A 23,423-nucleotide genomic window follows, 5' to 3' on the forward strand; every position below is an offset into this window, starting at 1 on the left:
CCCCAGATGACCTCTTCGATCTCCACCCGCGGCAAGATGGTGAACGCCTTCGACCCGAACAGCCTCGACCATCTCGACCCGCTGCGCCGGGCCGCCGTCGAGCGGCGCACCCGCCTGCTGGGCCCCGCCTACCGCCTGTTCTACCAGGACCCGGTGGAGGTGCGCGAAGGCCGTGGCACCCGGCTCTTCGACAGCGAGGGGCGCGAATACCTCGACGCCTACAACAACGTGGTTTCCGTCGGGCATTGCCACCCCAAGGTGGTGGAGGCCGTGCACAGGCAGATGTCCACGCTCTGCACCCACACGCGCTATATCCAGGAAGGCATCCTCGACTACGCCGAGGCGATGCTGCCGACCTTCGGCGGGCGGATCGCGGCGGGCGGGCACATGATGTTCACCTGCACCGGCTCCGAGGCCAACGACCTCGCCATGCGGATCGCCAAGCACTACACCGGCCACCAGGGGATCATCATCACCCGCGAGGCCTACCACGGGAACTCCGACCTGACGGCGGGCTTCTCTGCCTCGCTCGGCACCTCCTCGCCGCTGGGGACATGGGTGCGCACCGTCTCCGCGCCCGACAGCTACCGCGAGGACCCGGCGACGCTGGGCCAGCGGATGGCCGAAGAGGTCGCGGAACAGGCATGGCACCTCAAGCGCAACGGCAACGGTCTGGCCGCCTTCATCGCCGACAGCCTGTTCTCCTCCGACGGGATCTACGCCACGCCCGAGGTGCTCAAGCCGGTGGCCGAGGCGGTCCATGCCGCAGGCGGGCTCTTCGTGGCGGACGAGGTGCAGTCGGGCTTTGGTCGGTCGGGCGATGCCATGTGGGGTTTCCAGCGCCACGGGATCGACCCGGACATCGTCTCGATGGGCAAGCCCATGGGCAACGGCTACCCGGTGGCGGGCATCGCGCTGGTGCCCGAGATCGTCGAGAAGTTCGGCAAGGACACGCGCTATTTCAACACCTTCGGCGGCAACGGCGTGGCCATGGCGGCGGCACAGGCAGTGTTTGACGTGATCCGAGAGGAGAACCTTCAGGACAACGCCCGCCTGCGCGGGCAGGAAATCCAGGACGGCTTCAACCGGCTGGCCGAACGCTTCGAGGGTATCGGCGACGTGCGCGGCGCGGGGCTCTACATCGGGGTCGAGCTGGTCACGGACCGGGACAACAAGATCCCCGATGCCGACGCCGCCACGCGGATCGTGAACGGCCTGCGCGAGAAGCGCGTACTGATCTCGGCCACCGGGCCCGATGCCAACGTGCTGAAGATCCGCCCGCCCGTGGTCTTCACCGAGGAGGATGTCGCATGGCTGCTCTCCGCCTCGGAGGAGGTGCTGTCCCACGTCTACGGCTGAGCCCGGTCGCACGACAGCCCGCCGATGCCTGCCAGTGCCCGCCAGTGCCCGCCAAAGTGGCGCAGCCCGACGGGTGATCGCGTAAAACGTGCGCAGGCCAACGTGGCCCATTGACGCCGCGGCAGACCCGGCTTGGATTGACGACAATCATCACAGCGCCGCCAACAGCGGGCCGGCGCCCCGCCACGACCCGTTCCATGACCCCGTTTCACGACCTGTACCGACACCATCAGACTGGAAGAACCGCGATGCCCCTCAGCGCAGACCTCAAAGAGAAAATCCTGAAATCCGTGGACGATGGCTTCGAGGAGCAGACCGCCTACCTCAAGACGCTGGTCTCCTTCGCCTCGCAGCGTGGCGAGGAAGTGCCCCTGCAGGAGTTCATCTACAAGGACTTCGCCGCGCGCGGCATGACGATGGACCGCTTCGCCATGGACGAGGCCGCGCTGACCGCCCACGAGGGCGGCGCGCCCTTCTCCGCCACCCACTCGCGGGCGCCGATCGTGGTGGGCACCCATCACCCGAAGCAGGCCACAGGCCATTCGCTAATCCTTCAGCATCACCTCGACGTGGTGCCGGTGGGCCCGCGCGAGATGTGGGAACATGACCCCTACGCGGCCGAGATCGTCGACGGCTGGATGTACGGCCGCGGTGCAGGCGACATGAAGGCCGGCGCTTCGGCCAACGTCTATGCGCTGGAGGCGCTGAAGCGGATCGGCCTGCAACCGGCGGCTACCGTCCACCTGCAATCGGTGGTCGAGGAGGAATCGACCGGCAACGGCGCGCTGCAATGCTTCCTGCGCGGCTATACCGCCGACGCGGCCATGATCCCCGAGCCCTCGGGCATGCAACTGGCGCGCTGCGCCGTCGGCGTGCTCTGGTTCGAGGTGCTGGTGCGCGGCTTCCCGACCCATGTCAGCGTCATGGGCACCGGCAACAACGCCATCGACAGCGCCTACCGCCTGATGGGCGCCCTGCGCGAGGTCGAGGAGAAGTGGAACGCCGAGAAGGACCAGCACCCGGAGTTCGCCGATCTGGACCACCCGATCAACCTCAACATCGGCAAGATCGAGGGCGGCGACTGGGGCTCCTCCGTGCCGGCGTGGTGCAAGTTCCAGGTGCGGGTGTCCATCTACCCGGGCCAGAAGGCGCAGGACAAGCTGAAGGAGATCACGGACCACGCCCTCGCCTTCGCCAAGCAGGACCCGTTCCTCGCCCAGAACCTGCCGACCTTCACCCAAAACGGCTTCAACTCCGAAGGCTTCGTCCTTGCCCCCGGCTCCGAGGCCGAGGAAACGCTGGGCCGCGCCCACGAGGCGACCTTCGGCACCAAGCTCGAAAGCTTCACAACCCCCGCCTACATCGATGCGCGGGTCTATGCGCTCTACAACAAGATCCCGGTGCTGAACTACGGGCCCGAGGGCAAGCTCTCCCATGGGTTCGATGAATGCGTGAACCTCGAATCCCTGCGCCAGACGACCCAGTCCATGGCGCTCTTCATTGCCGAGTGGTGCGGCACCGAAGACATCTGACCTGCACTCAGGTCAAGGCGCTGCGCCCCCGGCCACCCCGTGTGGCCGGGCCTTTGCGTTTGGGCCCGCGGCAAGGCGGCCGCACATTACGCCGCAGCGCAGAATGCACAGAAAATCGGCAAATTCGCAACATGCCACGCATATGATTTTAATGGATTAATTACTTTTCTGCATTTGCACGACAGTCTTATGACAGGAATCTCGGACCGACCTCGGGTTCATCGTTGCCTCGCAAAAAACTTCGGTCCTATCCTCGGGAATGATGATTGACGACAATCGTCGAATAATAATCCCCATAAGTCTGTCAGGGAGACTGAAATGCTCACCAAAAGTTTCTGCAGCAACCTGCTGAAGCCGACGATGCTGGCGCTCGCGCTTGGCACCGTGTCCGGCGCCGCCGTTCAGGCGCAGACCATCACCGCCGTGATGCACGCACCGCTGCGCGCCGTGGACCCGGTCATCAGCACCGCCTACATCCTGCGTAACTTCGGTTACATGATCTACGACACGCCGCTGGCGCTCGACAGCGCAGGCACCCCGCAGCCCCAGATGGCCAGCTGGGAAGTCTCCGAGGACGGCAAGACCTACACCTTCACCCTGCGCGACGGCCTGACCTTCCACGATGGCGCGCCCGTCACCGCGGAAGACGTCGTCGCCTCGGTCACCCGCTGGAGCAAGGTCGACAAGACCGGCCAGGTGATGGCCTCGCTGATGACCGAAATGGTCGCCGTCGACGACAAGACCTGGACCATGACCTTCGGCGAGCCCACCGGCATCGCGCTGATCGCCCTGTCCAAACCTTCGGGCCTCGCCCCCTTCATCATGCCCGCCTCGGTCGCGGCCACCCCCGTGAGCGAGCCGATCACCTCGACCATCGGGTCCGGCCCCTTCAAGTTCGTCGAGGAAGACTATCGTCCCGGCGTCTCGGCCACCTTCGCCAAGTTCGAGGAATACGTGCCCCGTGACGAGCCCTCCGACGGCATGGCCGGCGCCAAGGTCGTGAAGGTCGACGAAGTGGTCTGGACCACGATGCCCGACCCGATGACCTCGCTCAACGCGCTGATGTCCGGCGAGATCGACTTCCTCGAGCAGACCCCGCATGACCTGCTGCCGGTGATCGAGGGCAACCCCGACATCAGCACCCGTCAGGTGAAGAAGCAGGGTTCGCAGAACCTCGTGCGGATGAACCACACCCTGCCGCCCTTCGACAATCCGAAGTACCGCGAAGCCGTGCTGCTCGCGCTTGGCCAGCAGCCCATGCTGGACGCGCAGGTCGGGGCCGGGTCGGACTACTCGCAGGCCTGTGCAGCGGTCTTCGGCTGCGGCTCGATCTACAACTACGACTACCGCGCCGATGACATCATGAATGCGCACCCCGAAGAGGCCAAGGCGATCCTCGACGAAGTGGGCTATGACGGCACCCCGATCCTGCTGATGCACGCCACCGACCTCGCCACGCTGAACCCGCAGGGCCCGGTCATCGCGGCACAGCTGCGCGACGCAGGCTTCACCGTCGACATGGTCTCGATGGACTGGGCCTCGGTCGTTGCCCGCCGCGCCTCCAAGGCGACGCTGGCCGACGGCGGCTGGAACATGTTCTCCACCACCAACGTGCTGCCCGACGTGGCCAACCCGATCGGCTTCATCGGCGTCGCGGCCGGCGGCGATTCGGCCTGGTTCGGCTGGCCCGACGTGCCCGAGATCGAGGAGCTCCGCATGGCGATCGCACAGACCGCCGACGTGGATCAGCAGATCGAATACGCCAAGAAGATCGACGAACTGGTCATCGACAACGGCGTCATGGTCCCGATGGGCGAACTCTTCAACGTGAACGCCTATTCGTCCAAGCTGACCGGTCTCGTGGAATCCGAGGCGCCGGTGTTCTGGAACGTCGAAAAGGCCGAGTGATCAAGTATGCTGAGCTTCGTTGTCAAACGGGTCCTCTCGGCGGTGCCGGTGCTGTTCATGGTGGCGGTCATCGTCTTCATGGTCCTGCGCCTCTCGCCCGGTGACCCGGCGGTCATGATCGCCGGCCCCAACGCAACCTCCGAACAGCTTGCCGATCTGCGCGAGAGCATGGGGCTGAACCGCCCCCTGCTCGAACAGCTGGTGATCTGGCTGGGCGACATCGGCCGGGGTGACTTCGGCACCTCGCTGGTGTCCGGCAAGCCGGTGACCGAGCTTGTCATGGACCGGCTGTGGCCGACTCTGGCGCTCAGCACCACCACGATCATCCTGGCGGTGGCCGTCGCGCTGCCGCTGGGGGTCATCGCGGCCTGGCAGCAGGGCAAGTGGCTGGACCGGCTGGTCATGGCCGGGTCGGTTGTCGGCTTCTCGGTGCCGGTGTTCATCATCGGCTACGTCATGATCCTAATCTTCGCGCGCAAGCTGGGATGGTTCCCCGTGCAGGGCTACAAGCCCTTGGCGGACGGGTTCGGAGAATTCGCCTCGCGGCTGGTTCTCCCCTCCATCGCGCTGAGCTTCCCCTATATCGCCCTGATCGCCCGCATCGTGCGGACCAACGTGATCGAGGTGATGGGCGAGGATTACATCCGCACCGCTCGGGCCAAGGGCCAGACGGAACGCGGGGTGATGACCGAACACGCGCTGCGCAATGCCGCCGTGCCGATCGTCACGATCATCGGTGTTTCCATCGCCATGCTGATCTCCGGCGTGGTGGTGACCGAGTCGGTGTTCAACATCCCCGGCCTCGGCCGTCTCGTGCTCGAGGCGGTGCTGGCCCGGGATTACACCGTCATCCAGGCCGTGATCCTGCTCTTCTCGACGATCTACGTCTTCATCAACCTGTCGGTCGACCTGCTCTACGGGCTCTTCGATCCGCGGATCCGCTACTGACCTGGCGGCTTGCCGGCCCCCTGCCCCGGGGGCCGGTCCAACGGGGACAAGAACACGCGGCCCACCAAGAGCCGCAAGCAACGGACGTACACCATGACCACTGACAGCGGAAACACGATGAAAGCCGAGGAGGCGCTCGATCTTCCCGACATGGAAGAGGCGCAGAATGCCTCCGGCTTCGGACAGCTGATCCGCGGCATCCTCTCGACCTGGCCGGCCCGCATCTCGGCCGTGGTCCTGCTGCTGATCATCCTCATGGCGATCTTCGCGCCCTACCTCGGCACCGTTGACCCGGTGCGGCTGGACCCGTCGCAGCGTCTGCAGGGCTCCACCGCCGCCCATTGGCTGGGCACCGACAGCTTCGGCCGCGATCTCTATTCCCGCGTCGTCTACGGCGCGCGCATCTCCCTCGCCGTGGGGGCCGGCACCGTCGTCGTCGCCCTGCTGGCGGGCGTCTTCTTCGGCGTGCTGACGGGCTACTTCCGCTGGGCCGACATCGTCATCATGCGCTTCATGGACGGCCTCATGGCGATCCCCGGCATCCTGCTGGCCATCGCCCTCGTCGCCATTTCCGGCGCCACGCTGACCACCGTGCTGATCGCCATCTCGATCCCCGAGGTGCCCCGCGTCGCGCGCATGGTCCGCTCGGTCATCATGGGGGTGCGCAACGAACCCTACGTCGAGGCGGCCTCGGTCCTCGGCACCTCCACGATCAAGATGATCACCCGCCACATGCTGCCCAACACGATCGCGCCGCTGATCGTGCAGGGCACCTATATCTTCGCCTCGGCGATCATGACGGAATCGATCCTGTCCTTCCTCGGCGCCGGCGTGCCGCCCGAGACGCCGAGCTGGGGCAACATGATGGCCGATGGCCGTCTCTACTTCCTCGTGAAGCCCGAACTCATCCTCTACCCCGGCGTCATGGTCTCGCTCACCGTGCTGAGCGTGAACATGCTGGGCGATGTTCTGCGCGACCGTCTCGACCCGCGCATGGCCAAACGTATCTGACCGAGACGAGGAACATCATCATGACGACCACCCCAGACAGCCAAGTCGTCCTCTCGGTCGAGGACGTGACGGTAGACACCCGCCCCAAGGGCCAGAAACCCATCGTGCGCAACATCTCCTTCGACGTGAAGGAAGGCGAAACGGTCTGCATCGTGGGCGAATCCGGCTCCGGCAAATCGGTGACCTCGATGGCCGTGATGGGCCTGCTGCCCAAGGACGCGCTGCAGGTCACCGGCGGCCGGATCATGCTGGATGGCGAAGACATCCTGAAGGTCACCCCCGCCCGGATGCGCGAGCTGCGCGCGGCCTCCGTCGCCATGGTCTTCCAGGAGCCGATGACGGCCCTGAACCCGGTGAAGACCGTGGGCGACCAGATCGACGAGGTGCTGCGCCTGCACACCAAGGACAGCCCGGCCGAGCGTCGCAAGAAGGTCCTGTCCATGCTCGATCGGGTGCACCTGCCCGACATCGAGCGGGTCTACAAATCCTACCCGCATGAGCTCTCCGGCGGGCAACGGCAGCGGATCGTGATCGCCATGGCGCTGATCCTGCGCCCGCGCCTGCTGCTGGCCGACGAGCCGACCACCGCGCTCGACGTGACGACGCAGAAGCAGATCCTCTACCTCATCAAGGAATTGCAGGAGCAGGAGAAGACCGCCGTTGTCTTCGTGACCCACGACTTCGGCGTGGTCTCCGAGATCGCGGACCGCATCGTGGTGATGAACCGCGGCGACCTGGTGGAAACCGGCACGCGGGACGAGATCCTGACCGCGCCCAAGAAGGACTACACCCGGATGCTGGTCTCCTCGGTGCCCAGCCTGATCCCGCGCCGCGAGCCGATCGCGGCCCAGCCCAAGGTGCTGGACGTGATCTCGCTGCAAAAGCGGTACGGCAAGAAGGGCCTGCTCTCCGACAACACCGTGCTGGCGGCGCAGGACATCAACTTCACCGTCCACAAGGGCGAGATCACCGGCATCATCGGCGAAAGCGGCTCGGGCAAGTCGACCGTGGCGCGCTGCGTCATGCGGCTGACCGACCCGACCGAGGGCTCGGTCGTCGTCAACGGGCGGGACATCGTGCCGATGAACAACCTGCGCGACGTGCGCAAGCAGGTGCAGTACATCTTCCAGGACCCCTACCGTTCGCTCAATCCGCGCCGCACCATCGGCCAGTCCCTGATGGAGGGGCTGATCAACTACGGCATGGACGAGGCCGAGGCGAAGAAGCGCGTCGGCGAGACGCTGGAGCTGGTGAACATGCCCGCCTCGGTCATGAACCGCTATCCGCACCAGTTCTCGGGCGGGCAGCGCCAGCGGGTCGCCATCGCGCGCGCGGTGGTGATGAAGCCCGACCTTCTGATCGCGGACGAGGCCGTCTCGGCACTGGACGTGACGGTGCAGGCGCAGGTGCTGAAGCTGTTGGAGGACATCCGGGACAACACCGGCGTGTCGATCCTCTTCATCACCCACGACCTGCGCGTCGCCGCCCAGATCTGCAATACGGTGGTCGTGATGCAGAAGGGCAAGATCGTGGAGCACGGCGCGGCGCGCGACATCCTCGCCAACCCGCAGCACGCCTATACCCGGGCCCTGATCGACGCGGCCCCGGCCCCGGACTGGGATTTCCAGAACTTCCGGCCCGCCACCGCCGCCGTCGCGGTCTGATCCCGGAACGAAGACGAGAACCAAGAAAGGACAGGCAATGCGCATCCTGCTTGCCGGTTTCAACCACGAGACCAACACCTTTGCCGACAGCCGCGCCGATGATGCGGCCTTTGCCCACGGCGGCGGCTTCCCGGGCTTCTGCACCGGCGCGGATGTCCGTACCGCCCTGAACCCCGAGGTGAACCTCGCCGGCGCGGGCTTCCTGCTGGCCGCGCAGGCCGCGGGCGACGAGGTGGAGACCCTGCTCTGGACCGCCGCGGTGCCCTCGGGCTACGTGGTGAAGGAGACCTATGACAGGATCGCGGGCGAGATCGTAGACCGGATCGAGGCCGCCCTGCCCGCAGATGCGGTCTACCTCGACCTGCATGGTGCCATGGTCGCGGAACATGCCAAGGACGGCGAGGGCGAACTGCTGGAGCGCATCCGCGCCGTCACCGGGCCCGACATGCCGATCATCGTCAGCCTCGACCTGCACGCCAATGTCTCGCAGCGGATGATGGACCTGTCGGACGCGATGGTGGCCTTCCGCACCTACCCGCACGTGGACATGGCCGAAACCGGCCGCAAGGCCCATGCGCTGCTGGCCCGCCGCATGGCCCATGGCAAGCCCTTCGCCAAGGCCATGGCGCGGATCCCCTACATGAAGCCGATCTGCTGGCAATCGACCGAAGACGCGCCCGCCCGCGACCTCTACGCCCTCGTCGGCACGCTGGAGGCCGAGACCGGCGCGCCCTCCGTCTCCTACTGCATGGGCTTCCCGGCGGCGGACATCCCCATGTGCGGCCCGGTGGTCTGGGCCTATGGCGACACGCCCGAGCAGGCCGCTGCCGCCTGCGATCCGCTGAACGCCGCTGTCGTTGCCGCCGAGATGGACTTCGAAGGGCCGCTCTACACGCCCGACACGGCGGTGGAAAAGGCGCTGGAGCTGAATGCCGCGGGCGTGACACCGGTGGTCATCGCCGATGCGCAGGACAACCCCGGTGCGGGCGGTTCCTCCGACACGATGGGGCTGATCAAGGCGCTGGTGGCCCATGACGTGCAGGGCGCAAGCGCGGGCCTCGTCTACGACCCCGAGGCCGCCAAGGCCGCCCACGCGGCCGGCGTCGGCGGGCAGATCACGGTGGCGCTCGGCGGGCGCTCGCCTGCCAAGGGCGACAGCCCCTTCGAGGCGACCTTTTCGGTCGAGGCCCTTTCCGACGGCGTGTTCCAGACCAAGGGCCCGTTCTACGGCGGGCGGACCATGCGGCTCGGCCCCTCCGCCTGCCTGCGCATCGGCGGGGTGCGCATCGCCGTCGCCTCGGCCAAGGCACAGCTCGCCGATCAGGAGATGCTGCGCTACCTCGGGATCGAGCCCACGACGGAAAACATCATCGTCGCCAAGAGCGCGATCCACTTCCGCGCCGATTTCCGCCCGATCGCCGGTGAGATCATCACCGCCGTCGCCCCGGGCGAGATGATGATGCGCTCGACCGACTGGACCTGGCACAATCTGCCTGAAGACCTGCGCATGATGCCCGGCGGACCCACCTTCGCCGAAACCAAGACGACTGCCGACGCCTGAAAGGACCCGCCATGACAGACCTCTGGACGCTCTCCGCCAGCCAGACCGCGAATATGATCCGGTTGAAGCAAGCGTCCGCCACGGAGGTCGCACAGGCGGCCCTTGCCCGTCTCGACGCGGTGAACCCGGCGCTGAACGCCGTCGTGGATCACCGCCCCGAAGAGGTGCTGGCCGAGGCGGCGGCGGTGGATGCCCGCCTCGCCGCAGGCCATGCCCCCCGGCTGCTGGAGGGCGTGCCGGTCACCATCAAGGTCAACGTGGATCAGGCGGGCTTTGCCACCACCAACGGGCTGCGCCGCAACCGCGACCTGATCGCGACCGAGGACAACCCCGTCGTGGAGAAGCTGCGCGCGGCGGGGGCCGTGATCCTCGGGCGGACCAATACGCCCGCCTTCAGCGCCGGGCTCTTCACCGACAATGGGCTTTACGGCCCCACGATCAACCCGCGCGATCCCGGTCTCACGCCCGGGGGCTCCTCCGGCGGGGCGGCGGCGGCCACGGCGGCGGGGATCGGCTGCATTGCCCACGGCAACGACATCGGCGGCTCGATCCGCTACCCGGCCTATGCCTGCGGCATCCACGGGCTGCGGCCCGGCCTTGGCCGCGTGGCGACCTACAACGACAGCGGCCCCGACCGCGCCATCGGGGCACAGATCATGTCGGTGCAGGGCCCGCTGGCCCGGCGCGTCCATGACCTGCGCCTTGCCCTGCAGGTGATGGAGGGCGCGGACCCGCGCGATCCCTGGGCCTTTGCCCCCCCGCCCCCGGGACCGAACCCGCGCCTTGCGGCCTTCTGCGTCTCGCCCGACGGGATCGAGGTTGCGCCCGAGGTCGAGGCCGCCCTGCGCGATGCCGCCGAACGGCTGCGCGATGCCGGCTGGACCGTGGTGGAGCTGGACAGCCTGCCGCCCCTGCGCGAGGCCAGCCAGCTGATGTTCCGCTTCCGGGTGGCGGATGCCCCCGACCGGCTGATCGCCGCGGCAGAGGCCGAGGGCTTCGACCGGATCACCAACTGGCTCAAGGGGCTGCGCCGCTGGTCCGGCGAGCTGACGCTGGAGGAATTCGGCGACACGCTGACCCGGCGGGCCAATATCGTCCGCGACTGGCTGCGGTTCCTGCAGAGCTACCCGGTGCTGCTGATCCCCACCTCCTCGCAGCTGCCGATGCCGGCGGATGCAGATACGTCGCGGGGCCTCGACTGGGTGATCAGCAACAACTTCTTCCAGTCCGCCCTGCCCGTCCTTGGACTGCCGACGCTGGCCGTGGCCACCGGCCTGTCGGGCCGCGCCCCCACCGGCATCCAGATCGTCGCGGGCCGGATGCGCGAGGACCTCTGTCTCGACGCCGGCGAGGCGATCGAGGCCCGCGGCACCCCGCCCATGCCCATCGACCCCATCACCCCCTGATCCCGAAAACACCGGAAAGACACCGCCATGGCAGATATCGCAGACCAGCCGCTCTGGAGCCTCCCCGCAACCCGTATCGCGGCGCTGGTCCGCGCGGGTGAACTCAGCGCCGTCGAGGTGGCGAAATCCGCCCTCGCGCGGATCGAGGCCGTGAACCCCGCCATCAACGCCGTGGTCGAGAGCCGCCCCGAGGAGGTGCTGGCCGCCGCCGCCGCCGTGGACGCTGTGGTGGCCGGGGGCGGCGATCCGGGTCCGCTGGCCGGTGTGCCCGTGACCATCAAGGTCAACGTCGACCAGAAGGGCTATGCCACCACCAACGGGCTGAAGGCGCAGAAGGACCTGATCGCCAAGTGCCACAACCCCGTGGTCGCGAACCTGCTGGGCGCAGGCGCCGTGGCCGTGGGCCGCACGAACACCCCGGCCTTCAGCTACCGCTGGTTCACCAACAACCTCCTCCATGGCCACACCTACAACCCCCGCAACAAGGCGCTGACGCCCGGCGGCTCCTCCGGCGGGGCGGGCTCGGCCACCGCGGCGGGCATCGGCGCGATCGGCCACGGCACGGACATCGCCGGCTCGGTCCGCTACCCGGCCTATGCCTGCGGCATCCACGGCCTGCGCCCGACCATCGGGCGGCTCGCGGCCTACAACGCCTCCGGTCCTGACCGGGGGGTGGGGCCGCAGATCATGGCCGTCTCGGGCCCGCTTGCGCGCAGCATCGCGGACCTGCGCCTCGGCTTCGAGGCGATGGCCAAGGCCGATCCGCGCGACCCGTGGTCAGTGCCCGCTCCGCTGGTGGGCCCCTCGGTGCCCAAGCGCGCCGCGCTCTGCCTCTGCCCCGACGGGATGGAGACGGCGCCGGAGCTGCAGAAGGAACTGCTGGCGGCCGCCGACAAGCTGCGCGACGCGGGCTGGCAGGTGGACGAGCTGGAGGAGCTGCCCCCGATCGACGAGGCGGTGGCGATCCAGCTGACCCTCTGGATGGGCGACAACTACGCCGGTCAGGTCGCCGCGGCGCAGGCCGAGGGTGATCCCGGTGCCATCGCCGCCCTTGCCGGGCAGAAGGACTTCGCCGCCACCATCGGGGCCGCCGAGTTCTCGCAGGCGCTGGTCAACCGCATGGGCATCGCGCGGAAATGGGCGCTCTTCCTCGAAGACTACCCCGTCGTCCTGCTGCCACCCTCCGCAGAGCTGCCCTTTGCCGACAATCTTGACCTCAAAAGCCCCGAGGACTATCAGCGCGTCTGGAAATCGCAGATGTCCATGGTGGGCCTGCCCGTCGCCGGGATGCCTGCCCTGACGCTCTGCACCGGGCTCATGGCGGACAACACGCCGCTCGGCATCCAGATCGTCTCCGGGCGGTTCCGGGAGGACGTGGCCCTCGACGCCGCCGAGGCGATCGAGGCACGCGGAACGCCCGTCACAATCGCGGAGCCCGTCATCTGAGCGGGCCGAGCCAATAAAGCCAGCCGCGCCCCATGGCCCGGACAAACGCCAGCCGGGCCCTGCGGCCCGAGCAAACGCCAGCCGGGCCCAACGGCCCGGCCAGCAGAAAGAGGGGGGAGAGATGACCATCAGCAAGCTGCGCCCGGTGACGCGCCAGTCGACCGAGGCCATCGTGACGGAAAACCTGCGCGACTATATCCTGTCGGGCGAAGTGGAGCCCGGCGGTCGCCTGACCGAGATCGCCCTGGCCGAACAACTGGGGGTCGCCCGCTCGACCCTGCGGATGGGGCTGCAACGGCTCGCGGTGGAGGGTATCGTCGTTCAGATCCCCTATACCGGCTGGCAGGTCGCCTCGCTCTCGCCGCAGGACGTCTGGGAGATCTGGACCCTGCGCGGCAGCCTCGAAAGCCTCGCCTCGCGGCTCGCCGCCGCGCGTACCGAACCGGAGGTCCGTGATCGTCTGGATGGCGCCATCGAGGATCTGCTGGCCGCCTGCCAGAGCGGCGACCTGCGCGCCATGACGGATGCCGACTTTGCCCTGCACCGCGCCATCGTGGAAAGCAGCGGCCACCAGCGTCTCGCCTCGCAGTACCGTGTCGTGGAACAGCAGGTGCGGCTCTTCATCGCCACGTCGAACAAGCATGTCGCCGCCGGGCCCGAGGACATCATCGCCCAGCACGAGCCGCTGATCGCCGCCCTGCGCGCACAGGATCCCGAGGCCGCCGCCCGCGCCGCATGGGAACACGACGAGACCGAGGGCGCGCGCCTGACCCGCTGGCTGGAGCAGCAGACCGAAGCGGTGGAGTGACCGGAACCGGCGGGCGCGCGGCCGGAGGCTGCGCCCCTGCCTTTGCCTGCCCCCGTTCTGGCCCCGTCCTACCCGGTCCTGCTTTCCGCTGCGCGCCGGAGCACCCGCATCCGGCAGCCCTGCCCGCCGTTTCGGCGCGAGACAGCACGCCCGGCAACGGCTGAGCCTCCCCACCCGTCGCGAAAATTGACAGCCTCCCGCGCCCTGCGCAGGCTTGACGGGTGTTTCAGCAGGAGTGTTGTGTATGACCCCTTTCGACATCTGGGCGCCGGTGCTGCGCGCCCCCTTCTCCGGTGACGTGACGCAGGCGATCTCGCCCCGGTTCCTGTCCGACGACATCGCCGGCGTGCCCGAGATCGAGGAGAAGATCGTGACCGAGGTCGCCAGCTACGGCACGCAGCTCGGCAAGATCCTCGAAGCGTTGCAGACCCTGTCGCGCGCCACCGGCACCCCCCTGCCCGAGATCGACACGCTGCAGCAGAAGGTCACCGCCGCCAAGGCCGACAGCCGCGAGGCGATCCGCGCCGAGGCCGAACGGGCCATGGCGCGTCTGCGCGCGGTGGATACGGAGGCCTGGCAGCGGCTCAGGGAGTGATCCGGCTCAATCGGCGATGTAGACCGGGCCGCCGCGATCCATGTCATCGCGCCCGCCGTCGAGCCGGCCGAACATGATGTCGAGCTTGCGGTCGAGATAGCGTTCGATCCGCGGGATCGAGGGGTTGTCGCTCTCGATGTAGTGCTTGGCCTGACGCATCGCGGTCTCCATCTCGAGGTCCGGCACATTGGCGATCCGGGGGTCGCTCCGGTAGCCGTTCACACCCCAGCGGGGTCCGCCGAGGTAGACCGCGGCGAACATCACCTTGGCGGTAATCTCGTCGGTGCCGCCCACGCGCAGCGCATCGTAGAACATCCGGTGCGTGCTCTGCCACGTGCGGGTGTGGTAGACCTGCCCCTGTTCGTTGCCGATACCGCAGATCGCGTCGTGGATCGCGGCGGCATTGGCAAAGCTGGGCGAGGTCGGGTTGCCGACGATCCCGTGGAAGACCTTGGGGATCGACGCACCGTCGGTCAGCGTGCCCGCGGGGGCGACCCAGGTCTCGTTCAACCCGTCGACGAAAGTGAGCTTCCGCGAGGTCGCGTAGAAGGTCTGCCCCCGCCCATCCACGCGCGTGGGGGTGCTGCCCAGCTGAACCGGCGCATCGACGAACCGGCATTCGGGGCTGGCCGATCCGGCGCAGAAGCTGCGCGCGGTGGCGACATTGGCCCCGGCGAGGTCAGCGCGGGAGCCGGGCATGGCGCAGCCGGAGAGAGCGGTTGCACAGAGAAGCGGGACGAGGAGGTGTCGCATGGGGGCTGCCTTTGGAACGGGTGTCGTGATGAAAATACGCCATCGTGATCCCGTATCCCACCCCTACAATCAAGGGGCGTGTCGCCGCAGCTGACCTCGGCAGGATCCGGCGCGGGCCGATCTCCCCTGCGCGGGCCCGCGCGCTCTCCCCCGGAAACCCTGCCCCGGTGCCCCTCCGCCGGACGTTCCTCAGCCCCCGCCGCGCGCGCCAGAACGCAAGACGCACAACGCGAAAGGCCGGAGCATTCCGCCCCGGCCCTGCAGTGTCTGATCAGATGTCGCCGGCCCGCAAGCCCGGTCAGTTGTCCATCTTGAGCGCGGAGATGAAGGCCTCCTGCGGGATTTCGACCTTGCCGAACTGCCGCATCTTCTTCTTGCCGGCCTTCTGCTTCTCCAGCAGCTTCTTCTTCCGCGTGGCGTCGCCGCCGTAGCACTTGGCGGTCACGTCCTTGCGCAGGGCCGCCAGCGTCTCACGCGCGATCACCTTGCCGCCGATGGCGGCCTGGATCGGGATCTTGAACATGTGGCGCGGGATCAGGTCCTTGAGCTTCTCGCACATGGCCCGGCCGCGCATCTCGGCCCGGTCGCGGTGCACCATCATCGAGAGCGCATCGACCGGCTCGTCGTTGACGAGGATCTGCATCTTCACGAGGTTGTCCTGCCGATAACCCGTCAGGTGGTAGTCAAAGGAGGCATAGCCCTTCGTCACCGATTTCAGCCGGTCGTAGAAGTCGAAGACGACCTCGTTCAGCGGCAGGTCGTAGACCGCCATGGCACGCCCGCCGACATAGGTCAGGTCTTCCTGGATGCCGCGGCGATCCTGGCAGAGCTTCAGCACGTCGCCGAGGTATTCGTCGGGCACCATGATGGTGGCCTTGATCCGGGGCTCCTCGACGTGATCCACATGGGTCAGGTCGGGCATGTCCGCCGGGTTGTGCAGGTCGACCTTGGTGCCGTCCTTCATGAAGACATGGTAGATCACCGAGGGCGCCGTGGTGATCAGGTCGATGTCATACTCGCGTTCGATCCGGTCCCGGATCACCTCGAGGTGCAGCAGCCCGAGGAAGCCGCACCGGAAGCCGAAGCCGAGCGCGGCCGAGGTCTCCATCTCGAAGGAGAAGGAGGCGTCGTTCAGCGCCAGCTTCTCGATCGCGTCGCGGAGGTCCTCGAACTCGGCGCTGTCCACCGGGAAGAGACCGCAGAACACCACCGGAACCGAGGGTTTGAAGCCCGGCAGCGGCTTGTCCGCGCCCTTCTTCTCGTGGGTGATCGTGTCGCCGACCTTGGTGTCGCGCACCTGCTTGATCGAGGCGGTGATGAAGCCGATCTCGCCCGGGCCCAGTTCATCGACGTTCTGCATCGCCGGGCGGAAGACGCCGATCCGGTCGACCTGGTGGATCGTCCCGTTCTGCATGAATTTCACGCGGTCGTTCTTGCGCAGGAACCCGTCCATGACCCGCACCAGGACCACGACCCCGAGGTAGGGGTCGTACCAGCTGTCCACCAGCATCGCCTTCAGCGGCGCGTCCCGGTCCCCGGTGGGCGCAGGCAGCTTGGCGATGATCGCCTCCAGCGTCTCGTGGATGCCGATGCCCGACTTGGCCGAGACCATCAGCGCCTCGGAGGCGTCGATGCCGATCACGTCCTCGATCTGCTCCTTCACGCGCTCGGGCTCGGTCGCGGGCAGGTCGATCTTGTTCAGGACCGGGATGATCTCGTGATCCGCCTCGATCGCCTGGTAGACGTTTGCCAGGGTCTGCGCCTCGACGCCCTGGGTCGAATCGACCACCAGCAGCGAGCCTTCGACGGCACGCATGGACCGCGAGACCTCGTAGGCGAAGTCGACGTGGCCGGGGGTGTCGATCAGGTTGAGGATGTAAAGTTCGCCATTGTCGGCGATATACTCGATCCGGACGGTGTTCGCCTTGATCGTGATGCCCCGCTCGCGCTCGATATCCATCGCGTCGAGCAGCTGCTCTTTCATCTCCCGTTCGGAAACGGTGTTCGTGGACTGGATCAGCCGGTCGGCCAGGGTGGATTTCCCGTGGTCGATGTGGGCTACGATGGAGAAGTTACGGATATGCGCGAGATCGGTCATGATGGGCAGCATATGCGGGGGAAAAGGCCGTTTGGCAAGGGTCTGTCGCAGGGACGCGCGGCATGTGGCGGCACGTCGCGCCCGCCGCGGATCGCCGCTTCATCTTTCTCCAAATACCTCCGGGGGGAATTGCGCGCATCGCGCGCAAGGGGGGCAGCGCCCCCGACCGGATTTTTCGAAGAACCCGGACCGGAACATGCGAAACGTCCGGGCCTCCCCGCGGCAGCCCCCTGCCCCGACCGAAGCCCTCCGTCCCCATGCCGGGCGCCCAAAATTCTTCGAAGAATTTTGCCAAGAATTTTCGAAAATTCTTGGGTGCGAGACGGAGAGCGGCGCGCCATGTCCCGGCCCGACTGCCCGATGCCGCCGAGCGGCGGTTCCCGTAAAGGCTGCGCCGCCCGAACCGGACAGGGCTCCGCCCGTTCGATCCTCATACGATCCCCCGGATCGTTTGTCGGGCAGCTGCGCCGCCCGAACCGGATGGGCTCCGCCCGTTCGATCCTCAAACGATCCCCCGGATCGTTTGTCGGGCAGCTGCGCCGCCCGAACCGGATCTCACTAATCCAAGCTCGGGGCGCGGGGGACGGCGATGCCCTGCTTGCCCTGCGTGATCAGCCGGGCCGAGTTGTTGCCCGTGGTGTGGGACCAGAACCAGCTCCAGACCACCGCCACGCGGTTGCGGGTGCCGATCAGGAAATAGATGTGCGCGATGCCCCAGACCCACCAGGCGAGCGCCCCGCGCAACTTGATCCGGCCGAAGTCCGCCACGGCGGCCCGGCGCCCGATGGTGGCCAGGCTGCCCTGGTGGCGATACCGGAAGGGCCCCGGCAGTGCCCGACCGGCCACCCGCGCCGCGATCACGCCGGCCACGTATTCGCCCTGTTGCTTGGCCGCAGGTGCCACGCCGGGCACCGGCGTGCCGTCCACGTTGGTCACCGCCGCCGTGTCCCCGATGACGAAGACCTCCGCCCGGCCCGGCAGGGCGAGGTCCGCCCCCACAGGCACGCGCCCCGCCCGGTCGCCCGCGACACCCAGCCATTCGGCCGCGTGGCTGGCCTTCACGCCGGCGGCCCAGATCGCCGTCCGCGCCGGGATACGCTCCGCGCCGATGGTGATCCCGTCGCCGTCGCATTCCGTCACAGGGGTGCCGGTGCGCACCTCGACCCCCAGCTCGGCCAGGGCCTGCGTGGCATAGTCGGAAAGCCCGTCCGGGAAGGCCGGCAACACCCGCGGCCCCGCCTCCACCAGCAGCACCCGCGCCTCGCGGGTGTCGATGGTGCGGAACTCGGAGGGCAGCACCCGCTGCGCCAGCTCGGCGATGATCCCCACCAGCTCGACCCCGGTCGGGCCCGCGCCCACGACCGCGAAGGTCAGCAGCGCGCGGCGTTCCTCGGGATCGGACGACCGTTCCGCCGCCTCGAAGGCCGAGAGCATCCGGCGCCGGATCGCCGTGGCATCCTCCAGTGTCTTGAGCCCCGGGGCGGAACTCTCCCAGCTGTCGTTGCCGAAATAGGAATGCCGCGCCCCGGTCGCGAGGACCAGCGTGTCATAGTGCAGCCGCCCGCCGTCGGTGAAACGCAGCTCCCGGGCCTCCGGGTCCACGCCCTCGACCTCGGCCAGCAGCGTGCGCACCTCGGGCCGGTCCTTCAGCAGGTGCCGGATCGGCCAGGCGATCTCGGAGGTGGGAAGGATCGAGGTCGCGACCTGATAGAGCAGAGGCTGGAAGAGGTGGTGGTTGCGCTGGTCCACGAGGGTGATCTCCACCCCCTCCTGCTTCAGCGCACGGACACAGGCGAGACCGCCGAATCCCCCGCCCACGACAACCACGTGATGCTTCTTCTCCATGACGATACCTTCACATCCGATAGATCTTTGTCCTCCCGGGGTGTGACCTAGGTCCGCGACCGGGAATTGGGAAGGGATTTCGCTGCACCGCGGCATAAATCGGGAGGATTTCCGCCCTTGCCCCCGGCCCCGCCCGCCAGTTTCCGCCGTGCCAGGCGGAAATCGCATAAAAATCAAACATCTGGATACAGTGGTACACCGACTCACCGCGCCAGCGAGCCCCCGTCCCCCGCCCTGCCCGCCGCTCGCGGTGTCCCGCGCACTCCGCGGCCGGCGGGCATGCGCCGCCCGCGGCGCTGCCCCCACGGAAACGTGAGGTGCCGGATCGTGCCGGCGGCCTACCCTCTCTGGCAAATCAAACCGGGAGAGAGTGACCATGCTGCCCAGACGAACCTTCCTCGCCGTGGCTGCCGCAGGTGCGGCGACCACCGTGATCCGCCCGACCGCGCTGATGGCGCAGGCCGGGGCTTCCGACAGCTACGCCACCGATGGCGGCGAAGTCGTGGTGCGCCCCGTCTCGCACGCCTCCTTCGTGATGGAGACGCCCTCGGGGGTGATCTACTGCGATCCCGTGGGCGAGGCCGCACAATACGAGGACATGCCCGCGCCGGACCTGATCCTCATCACCCATGAGCACGGCGACCACTACAATGCCGAGACGCTGGCGGCCCTTGTCGGCTCCTCGACCCAGCTGGTGACCAACCCGGCGGTCTTCGACAAGCTGCCCGATGGGCTCAAGGCCCGCGCCACCGCGCTCGCCAACGGCGAGAAGGCCATGGTGATCGGCGTCGATATCGACGCGGTGCCCGCCTACAACACCACCGAGGAGCGCAAGCAGTACCACCCCGAGGGGCGCGACAACGGTTACGTGCTGCACATCGACGGCCTCACCCTCTACGTGGCGGGCGATACCGAGGACACCCGCGAGATGCGGGCCCTGACCGACATCGACGTGGCCTTCGTCCCGATGAACCTGCCCTACACGATGACCGAGGAGCAGGCCGCGGACGGCGTCGCCGCCTTCGCCCCCAAGGTGGTCTATCCCTACCACTACCGCGACAGCGATCCCGAGAAGTTTGCACAGCTGCTTTCGGACAAGGGCGCCGAAACGGAGGTTGTCATGGGCCCGTGGTACGGCTAAGCCGCAGGTGACGCAGCGTCGGCACTGCCGGCACTCAGACGCGCTGTCATGGCCCTGCCACAGGGTGCCCCACAGGGCTTGACGCCACCGGCGTTTGGACATATGCAGCGCGGACGAATTCCGGGGCGCCGCCGCTGGCGGTGCCCCATCGCATTGAAGAGGGCGGCTGCCGCCCTGATGATCCAGAGCTGCACCAGACGAGGACGAAATCATGTCGCGCCGCTGCGAACTGACCGGAAAAGGCCCCATGACTGGCAACAACGTCAGCCATGCTAACAACAAGACCCGTCGCCGGTTCCTGCCGAACCTGAACGACGTGACCCTGCAATCCGAGACCCTGAACCGTGGCATCAAGCTGCGGATCACGGCCTCCGCCCTGCGCTCGGTGGATCACCGCGGCGGGCTGGACAAGTTCCTGATGAAGGCCAAGGACGCAGAGCTGTCCGACTCGGCCCTCAAGGTCAAGAAAGAGATCATCAAGGCCCAGGCAACCGCCTGAACCCTTTGATCTTTTGACGGTTTTACACCCTCGCCCCCGGGCGGGGGTGTTTCCGTTTCGGGCCCCCGCATGTGTCGCCCGGTGACTGTCGCCCCGTATTTGTCGCCCGTATTTGTCGCATTGTCCGCTTTCGCGGAGCGGATATAACGGGGGCATGTTGCGCCGCATCGCCGCCATCGGGCTTGCCCTTCTGCTGCTGGTGACCGCCCAGGCCATGGCCGAGGCGCGCACCCGGCCCCTGCCCGCGGGCATGGCGACGCTCTGCACCGGGACCGGCCCGGTCATGGTCCACGTGGACAAGGACGGCCAGCCCGTCGGTCCGCCGGTGCTCTGCCCCGATTTCGCGCTCTCGCTGCTGCAAGCCGTGGCGCTTCAGCCGGTGCTGCCAGCCCCACCCGGGCTCTGGCATCGCTGGCGGCCCGAGGCTGCCCCCGCCCGCAGCGCCCCCTCCGAAGTGATTCTCTCCAGCGTCCGGGATCCGCCCCGCGCGGCCTGATCCCAGACCTGTTGCCAGACGAATCGACCGAAATTTTCCGGAGGAGAGACGAGATGTCCCCTAATTTCCTGCGCGTGGCCGTGACCGCGCTGACCCTTGCCGCCCCCCTGCCCGCGCTCGCGGAGGGGATCGAGGTGCATGACGCCTATGCCCGCGCCGCCTCGCCGATCGCCAAGTCCGGCGCGGCCTTCATGGTGATCCACAACCATGGCTCGACCGAGGACGACCGTCTGATCGGCGTCGCCTCCGACATCGCCCAGAAGGTCGAGCTGCACACCCATCAGGACATGGGCGGCGGCGTGATGAAAATGCTCCATGTCGAGGAAGGCTTCGAGATGCCCGCCGATGGCGAGCTGCGCCTCGAACGGGGTGGCAAGCACGTGATGTTCATGGGGCTGACCCGGCCGATGACCCAGGGCGAGAGCTTCGACCTGACCCTGACCTTCGAGAAGGCGGGCGACGTGACGATCACCGTGCCCGTCGACCTGGAGCGCAAGCCCGACCACGGCAAGACGGGCAACTGACACCGGTGCGCGCCCCGCAGGATGGGGCGCCTCTGCCTGCCGGGCTCAGCCCAGCAGGCCCCTCACCCAGTCCGGCACGGTCTGCGTCGCCGGGCCGAAGCGGGTCTCGGCGAATTGCGACACGACCGAGGACGGGTCGAGGTTCAGCTCGATGGTATGGGCACCCGCGGCATCCGCCTCGCGCACGAAGCCCGCGGCAGGATAGACCTGCCCCGAGGTGCCGATCGCCGCGAAGAGGCCGCAGGTCACCAGATGCTCGAAGATCTCGTCCATGTGATAGGGCATTTCGCCGAACCAGACGATGTCGGGCCGCCCGAAGCCCCCGCCGCAGGACGGGCAGACCTCCCCCACCTGCATCTCCATCGGCGCGGGCCATTGGTGCCCGCAGGCCGCGCAGAGCGCCTGGTCCAACTGCCCGTGCATGTGCAACACCTCGGCCCCCGCCGCCTCGTGCAGGCCGTCGACATTCTGGGTCACGATGATGACCTCGCCGTCGTAGTCCCTCTGCAAGGTGGCGAGCGCCGCGTGGGCAGCGTTGGGCCTGGCGGTGGCGGCCCCGGCGCGGCGCTGGTTGTAGAAGGTCGTCACCAGCTTCGGATCGCGCGCGAAGGCCTCGGGCGTGGCGACGTCCTCGACGCGGTGGTTCTCCCACAGGCCGCCCGCGCCCCGAAAGGTGCCGAGCCCGCTTTCCGCCGAGATGCCCGCCCCGGTCAGGATGACGATCTTCTCCATCAGGTCTTTCCCCCGCGCTGGTGCTGTCCTATCACCTCACCATGTCCGATCCTGCAACGCCACCCCGCATCCTGTTCGTCTGCCTCGGAAACATCTGCCGGTCGCCGGCGGCGGAGGGCGTCGTGCGCCGCCTCGCCGAGGGCCGTCCGCTGGTTCTCGACAGCGCGGGCACCGGCAACTGGCACGTGGGGGAGCCGCCCTACGGCCATATGCAGCGGGCGGCGAAACGGCGCGGCTACGACCTGTCGTCGCTGCGCGCCCGTCAGGTGAAGGTGCAGGATTTCAAGGACTTCGACCTGATCCTCGCGATGGACGCGCAGAACCTCGTAGACCTGAAGGCGATGGACCTGGGCACCGGGGCCACGCTGAAGCTCTTCATGGACTACGCGCCCCAGACCGGCGTCACCGCGGTGCCCGATCCCTATTACACGCGCGATTTCGATGGCGCGCTGGAGCTGATCGAGGCCGCCGCACAGGGGCTCCTGACCTCGCTCTGAAGCCGGGCGCTCTGAAGCCGGGCGTGCCAAGGTTGCACACCCGTCGGCACGTGCCACGACAGATCAGCCCGGTCCGGCGCAGTTGCGCCTCCCGCCCCGTCGCGATCGCATCCGGACACGAAAACGCCCCCGGGCGGGGGCGTCTCGATCAGCTGCAGCTGCGCTCGGCCTCGGCGCCGAAAGTCTTGTAGCGCGCCCAGAAATCGTTGTCGTTCTGGGTGGTCGACATGCGCACATCCTGCGCGCGCTGCGGCTCGCGGAAGAACTTGGCGGCCTGACGCTGATCGGTCCAGTTCAGGGTCTGGTTCGCAACCTTCTGGATGCAGCTGCACAGACCCGAGGAGCGCGCGCCCCGGTCCGAGCTCATGCAGGCGCGGCTGATGGGGCCGGCATTTGCGGAAGTTGCGACGTTGGCAAGGGTCAACGCCAGAACGGCGGCCCCGAGAATGGTCTTGTTCATGTTTCTGCCTCTGCTCGATCGCGGTCCGGATGTTTTCCCCGGTCCCGCAGCACTTTAGGAACTGGTCGTGTCTTACCAGAATTCCAGCATTTTTTCAATCTGGGGCGATGAAATCTGACAAGATTGTCAACCGCGGGGTC

The 23,423-nt window shown here is 67.6% G+C and carries 21 protein-coding genes; 16 read left to right on the forward strand and 5 right to left on the reverse strand.

Features of this window, described 5'->3' with window-relative positions:
• The first annotated feature begins 6 nt into the window (after positions 1-6).
• The 11 genes from ACX9MO_RS02300 to ACX9MO_RS02350 all read left to right on the forward strand — a co-directional run bounded on the left by ACX9MO_RS02300 (position 7) and on the right by ACX9MO_RS02350 (position 14,238).
• A complete protein-coding gene (locus ACX9MO_RS02300; protein ID WP_462213399.1) occupies positions 7-1,359 on the forward strand; it encodes an aspartate aminotransferase family protein in 1,353 nt (450 codons plus the stop codon).
• A gap of 248 nt (positions 1,360-1,607) precedes the next feature.
• On the forward strand, positions 1,608-2,891 hold the full coding sequence (locus ACX9MO_RS02305) for an ArgE/DapE family deacylase (RefSeq protein WP_222492577.1): 1,284 nt from the start codon (positions 1,608-1,610) through the stop codon (positions 2,889-2,891).
• 318 nt (positions 2,892-3,209) lie between these two features.
• On the forward strand, positions 3,210-4,799 hold the full coding sequence (locus tag ACX9MO_RS02310) for an ABC transporter substrate-binding protein (RefSeq protein WP_462213400.1): 1,590 nt from the start codon (positions 3,210-3,212) through the stop codon (positions 4,797-4,799).
• Between the two features lie 6 nt (positions 4,800-4,805).
• Positions 4,806-5,747: an ABC transporter permease gene (locus ACX9MO_RS02315; protein WP_462213401.1), complete on the forward strand. Its 942-nt coding sequence runs from the start codon at positions 4,806-4,808 to the stop codon at positions 5,745-5,747.
• A gap of 93 nt (positions 5,748-5,840) precedes the next feature.
• A complete protein-coding gene (locus ACX9MO_RS02320) occupies positions 5,841-6,758 on the forward strand; it encodes an ABC transporter permease (protein ID WP_462213402.1) in 918 nt (305 codons plus the stop codon).
• Between the two features lie 20 nt (positions 6,759-6,778).
• Positions 6,779-8,422, forward strand: a complete 1,644-nt coding sequence (locus ACX9MO_RS02325) for an ABC transporter ATP-binding protein (protein WP_222492573.1) — start codon at positions 6,779-6,781, stop codon at positions 8,420-8,422.
• Positions 8,423-8,459: 37 nt separating this feature from the next.
• Complete coding sequence (locus ACX9MO_RS02330) at positions 8,460-9,983, forward strand: M81 family metallopeptidase (RefSeq protein WP_462213403.1); 1,524 nt, start codon at positions 8,460-8,462, stop codon at positions 9,981-9,983.
• An 11-nt stretch (positions 9,984-9,994) separates the two neighbouring features.
• Positions 9,995-11,389, forward strand: a complete 1,395-nt coding sequence (locus tag ACX9MO_RS02335; protein WP_462213404.1) for an amidase family protein — start codon at positions 9,995-9,997, stop codon at positions 11,387-11,389.
• A 27-nt stretch (positions 11,390-11,416) separates the two neighbouring features.
• Complete coding sequence (locus tag ACX9MO_RS02340) at positions 11,417-12,835, forward strand: amidase family protein (RefSeq protein ID WP_462213405.1); 1,419 nt, start codon at positions 11,417-11,419, stop codon at positions 12,833-12,835.
• 121 nt (positions 12,836-12,956) lie between these two features.
• Positions 12,957-13,643 carry a GntR family transcriptional regulator gene (locus ACX9MO_RS02345; protein ID WP_222492565.1) on the forward strand — a complete coding sequence of 229 codons (687 nt, stop codon included), beginning with the start codon at positions 12,957-12,959 and terminating at the stop codon, positions 13,641-13,643.
• Between the two features lie 244 nt (positions 13,644-13,887).
• Positions 13,888-14,238, forward strand: coding sequence for a hypothetical protein (locus tag ACX9MO_RS02350; RefSeq protein WP_462213406.1), 351 nt, complete (start codon positions 13,888-13,890; stop codon positions 14,236-14,238).
• Positions 14,239-14,244: 6 nt separating this feature from the next.
• Here the strand turns inward: ACX9MO_RS02350 and ACX9MO_RS02355 are convergent, their stop codons facing one another.
• The 3 genes from ACX9MO_RS02355 to ACX9MO_RS02365 all read right to left on the reverse strand — a co-directional run bounded on the left by ACX9MO_RS02355 (position 14,245) and on the right by ACX9MO_RS02365 (position 18,934).
• Positions 14,245-14,991 (reverse strand): DUF1353 domain-containing protein, encoded by a 747-nt coding sequence (locus ACX9MO_RS02355; protein WP_462213407.1) that lies wholly within the window; start codon positions 14,989-14,991, stop codon positions 14,245-14,247.
• Between the two features lie 298 nt (positions 14,992-15,289).
• Positions 15,290-17,089 (reverse strand): translation elongation factor 4, encoded by a 1,800-nt coding sequence (gene lepA, locus ACX9MO_RS02360; protein ID WP_222492559.1) that lies wholly within the window; start codon positions 17,087-17,089, stop codon positions 15,290-15,292.
• Positions 17,090-17,647: 558 nt separating this feature from the next.
• A complete protein-coding gene (locus ACX9MO_RS02365) occupies positions 17,648-18,934 on the reverse strand; it encodes an NAD(P)/FAD-dependent oxidoreductase (protein ID WP_462213408.1) in 1,287 nt (428 codons plus the stop codon).
• Positions 18,935-19,310: 376 nt separating this feature from the next.
• Between ACX9MO_RS02365 and ACX9MO_RS02370 the strand changes: the two genes are divergently transcribed.
• The 4 genes from ACX9MO_RS02370 to ACX9MO_RS02385 all read left to right on the forward strand — a co-directional run bounded on the left by ACX9MO_RS02370 (position 19,311) and on the right by ACX9MO_RS02385 (position 21,594).
• Positions 19,311-20,075 carry an MBL fold metallo-hydrolase gene (locus ACX9MO_RS02370; RefSeq protein WP_222492555.1) on the forward strand — a complete coding sequence of 255 codons (765 nt, stop codon included), beginning with the start codon at positions 19,311-19,313 and terminating at the stop codon, positions 20,073-20,075.
• A 211-nt stretch (positions 20,076-20,286) separates the two neighbouring features.
• Positions 20,287-20,574 carry a 50S ribosomal protein L28 gene (gene rpmB / locus ACX9MO_RS02375; protein WP_222492553.1) on the forward strand — a complete coding sequence of 96 codons (288 nt, stop codon included), beginning with the start codon at positions 20,287-20,289 and terminating at the stop codon, positions 20,572-20,574.
• 154 nt (positions 20,575-20,728) lie between these two features.
• Positions 20,729-21,070 carry a hypothetical protein gene (locus ACX9MO_RS02380; protein ID WP_462213409.1) on the forward strand — a complete coding sequence of 114 codons (342 nt, stop codon included), beginning with the start codon at positions 20,729-20,731 and terminating at the stop codon, positions 21,068-21,070.
• A gap of 53 nt (positions 21,071-21,123) precedes the next feature.
• Entirely contained in the window at positions 21,124-21,594 is a 471-nt protein-coding gene (locus ACX9MO_RS02385; RefSeq protein ID WP_462213410.1) for a copper chaperone PCu(A)C, read from the forward strand.
• A gap of 45 nt (positions 21,595-21,639) precedes the next feature.
• Here the strand turns inward: ACX9MO_RS02385 and ACX9MO_RS02390 are convergent, their stop codons facing one another.
• The gene (locus ACX9MO_RS02390; RefSeq protein WP_462213411.1) at positions 21,640-22,326 is read right to left on the reverse strand and encodes an NAD-dependent deacylase; all 687 of its coding nucleotides are present in this window, start codon (positions 22,324-22,326) and stop codon (positions 21,640-21,642) included.
• A gap of 41 nt (positions 22,327-22,367) precedes the next feature.
• Between ACX9MO_RS02390 and ACX9MO_RS02395 the strand changes: the two genes are divergently transcribed.
• Complete coding sequence (locus ACX9MO_RS02395) at positions 22,368-22,823, forward strand: low molecular weight protein-tyrosine-phosphatase (protein ID WP_462213412.1); 456 nt, start codon at positions 22,368-22,370, stop codon at positions 22,821-22,823.
• Between the two features lie 148 nt (positions 22,824-22,971).
• Here the strand turns inward: ACX9MO_RS02395 and ACX9MO_RS02400 are convergent, their stop codons facing one another.
• Positions 22,972-23,283 carry a hypothetical protein gene (locus ACX9MO_RS02400; RefSeq protein ID WP_222492544.1) on the reverse strand — a complete coding sequence of 104 codons (312 nt, stop codon included), beginning with the start codon at positions 23,281-23,283 and terminating at the stop codon, positions 22,972-22,974.
• Between the last annotated feature and the right edge of the window lie 140 nt (positions 23,284-23,423).

It is taken from the genome of Pseudooceanicola profundus, assembly GCF_054919315.1.

What these genes read in the sequence shown, in the direction of transcription:
- ACX9MO_RS02300 (WP_462213399.1), top strand. Translation starts at nt 7, where the DNA reads ATGACCTCTTCGATCTCCACCCGCGGCAAGATGGTGAACGCCTTCGAC.
- ACX9MO_RS02305 (WP_222492577.1), top strand. Translation starts at nt 1,608, where the DNA reads ATGCCCCTCAGCGCAGACCTCAAAGAGAAAATCCTGAAATCCGTGGAC.
- ACX9MO_RS02310 (WP_462213400.1), top strand. Translation starts at nt 3,210, where the DNA reads ATGCTCACCAAAAGTTTCTGCAGCAACCTGCTGAAGCCGACGATGCTG.
- ACX9MO_RS02315 (WP_462213401.1), top strand. Translation starts at nt 4,806, where the DNA reads ATGCTGAGCTTCGTTGTCAAACGGGTCCTCTCGGCGGTGCCGGTGCTG.
- ACX9MO_RS02320 (WP_462213402.1), top strand. Translation starts at nt 5,841, where the DNA reads ATGACCACTGACAGCGGAAACACGATGAAAGCCGAGGAGGCGCTCGAT.
- ACX9MO_RS02325 (WP_222492573.1), top strand. Translation starts at nt 6,779, where the DNA reads ATGACGACCACCCCAGACAGCCAAGTCGTCCTCTCGGTCGAGGACGTG.
- ACX9MO_RS02330 (WP_462213403.1), top strand. Translation starts at nt 8,460, where the DNA reads ATGCGCATCCTGCTTGCCGGTTTCAACCACGAGACCAACACCTTTGCC.
- ACX9MO_RS02335 (WP_462213404.1), top strand. Translation starts at nt 9,995, where the DNA reads ATGACAGACCTCTGGACGCTCTCCGCCAGCCAGACCGCGAATATGATC.
- ACX9MO_RS02340 (WP_462213405.1), top strand. Translation starts at nt 11,417, where the DNA reads ATGGCAGATATCGCAGACCAGCCGCTCTGGAGCCTCCCCGCAACCCGT.
- ACX9MO_RS02345 (WP_222492565.1), top strand. Translation starts at nt 12,957, where the DNA reads ATGACCATCAGCAAGCTGCGCCCGGTGACGCGCCAGTCGACCGAGGCC.
- ACX9MO_RS02350 (WP_462213406.1), top strand. Translation starts at nt 13,888, where the DNA reads ATGACCCCTTTCGACATCTGGGCGCCGGTGCTGCGCGCCCCCTTCTCC.
- ACX9MO_RS02355 (WP_462213407.1), bottom strand. Translation starts at nt 14,991, where the DNA reads ATGCGACACCTCCTCGTCCCGCTTCTCTGTGCAACCGCTCTCTCCGGC.
- lepA (WP_222492559.1), bottom strand. Translation starts at nt 17,089, where the DNA reads ATGACCGATCTCGCGCATATCCGTAACTTCTCCATCGTAGCCCACATC.
- ACX9MO_RS02365 (WP_462213408.1), bottom strand. Translation starts at nt 18,934, where the DNA reads ATGGAGAAGAAGCATCACGTGGTTGTCGTGGGCGGGGGATTCGGCGGT.
- ACX9MO_RS02370 (WP_222492555.1), top strand. Translation starts at nt 19,311, where the DNA reads ATGCTGCCCAGACGAACCTTCCTCGCCGTGGCTGCCGCAGGTGCGGCG.
- rpmB (WP_222492553.1), top strand. Translation starts at nt 20,287, where the DNA reads ATGTCGCGCCGCTGCGAACTGACCGGAAAAGGCCCCATGACTGGCAAC.
- ACX9MO_RS02380 (WP_462213409.1), top strand. Translation starts at nt 20,729, where the DNA reads ATGTTGCGCCGCATCGCCGCCATCGGGCTTGCCCTTCTGCTGCTGGTG.
- ACX9MO_RS02385 (WP_462213410.1), top strand. Translation starts at nt 21,124, where the DNA reads ATGTCCCCTAATTTCCTGCGCGTGGCCGTGACCGCGCTGACCCTTGCC.
- ACX9MO_RS02390 (WP_462213411.1), bottom strand. Translation starts at nt 22,326, where the DNA reads ATGGAGAAGATCGTCATCCTGACCGGGGCGGGCATCTCGGCGGAAAGC.
- ACX9MO_RS02395 (WP_462213412.1), top strand. Translation starts at nt 22,368, where the DNA reads ATGTCCGATCCTGCAACGCCACCCCGCATCCTGTTCGTCTGCCTCGGA.
- ACX9MO_RS02400 (WP_222492544.1), bottom strand. Translation starts at nt 23,283, where the DNA reads ATGAACAAGACCATTCTCGGGGCCGCCGTTCTGGCGTTGACCCTTGCC.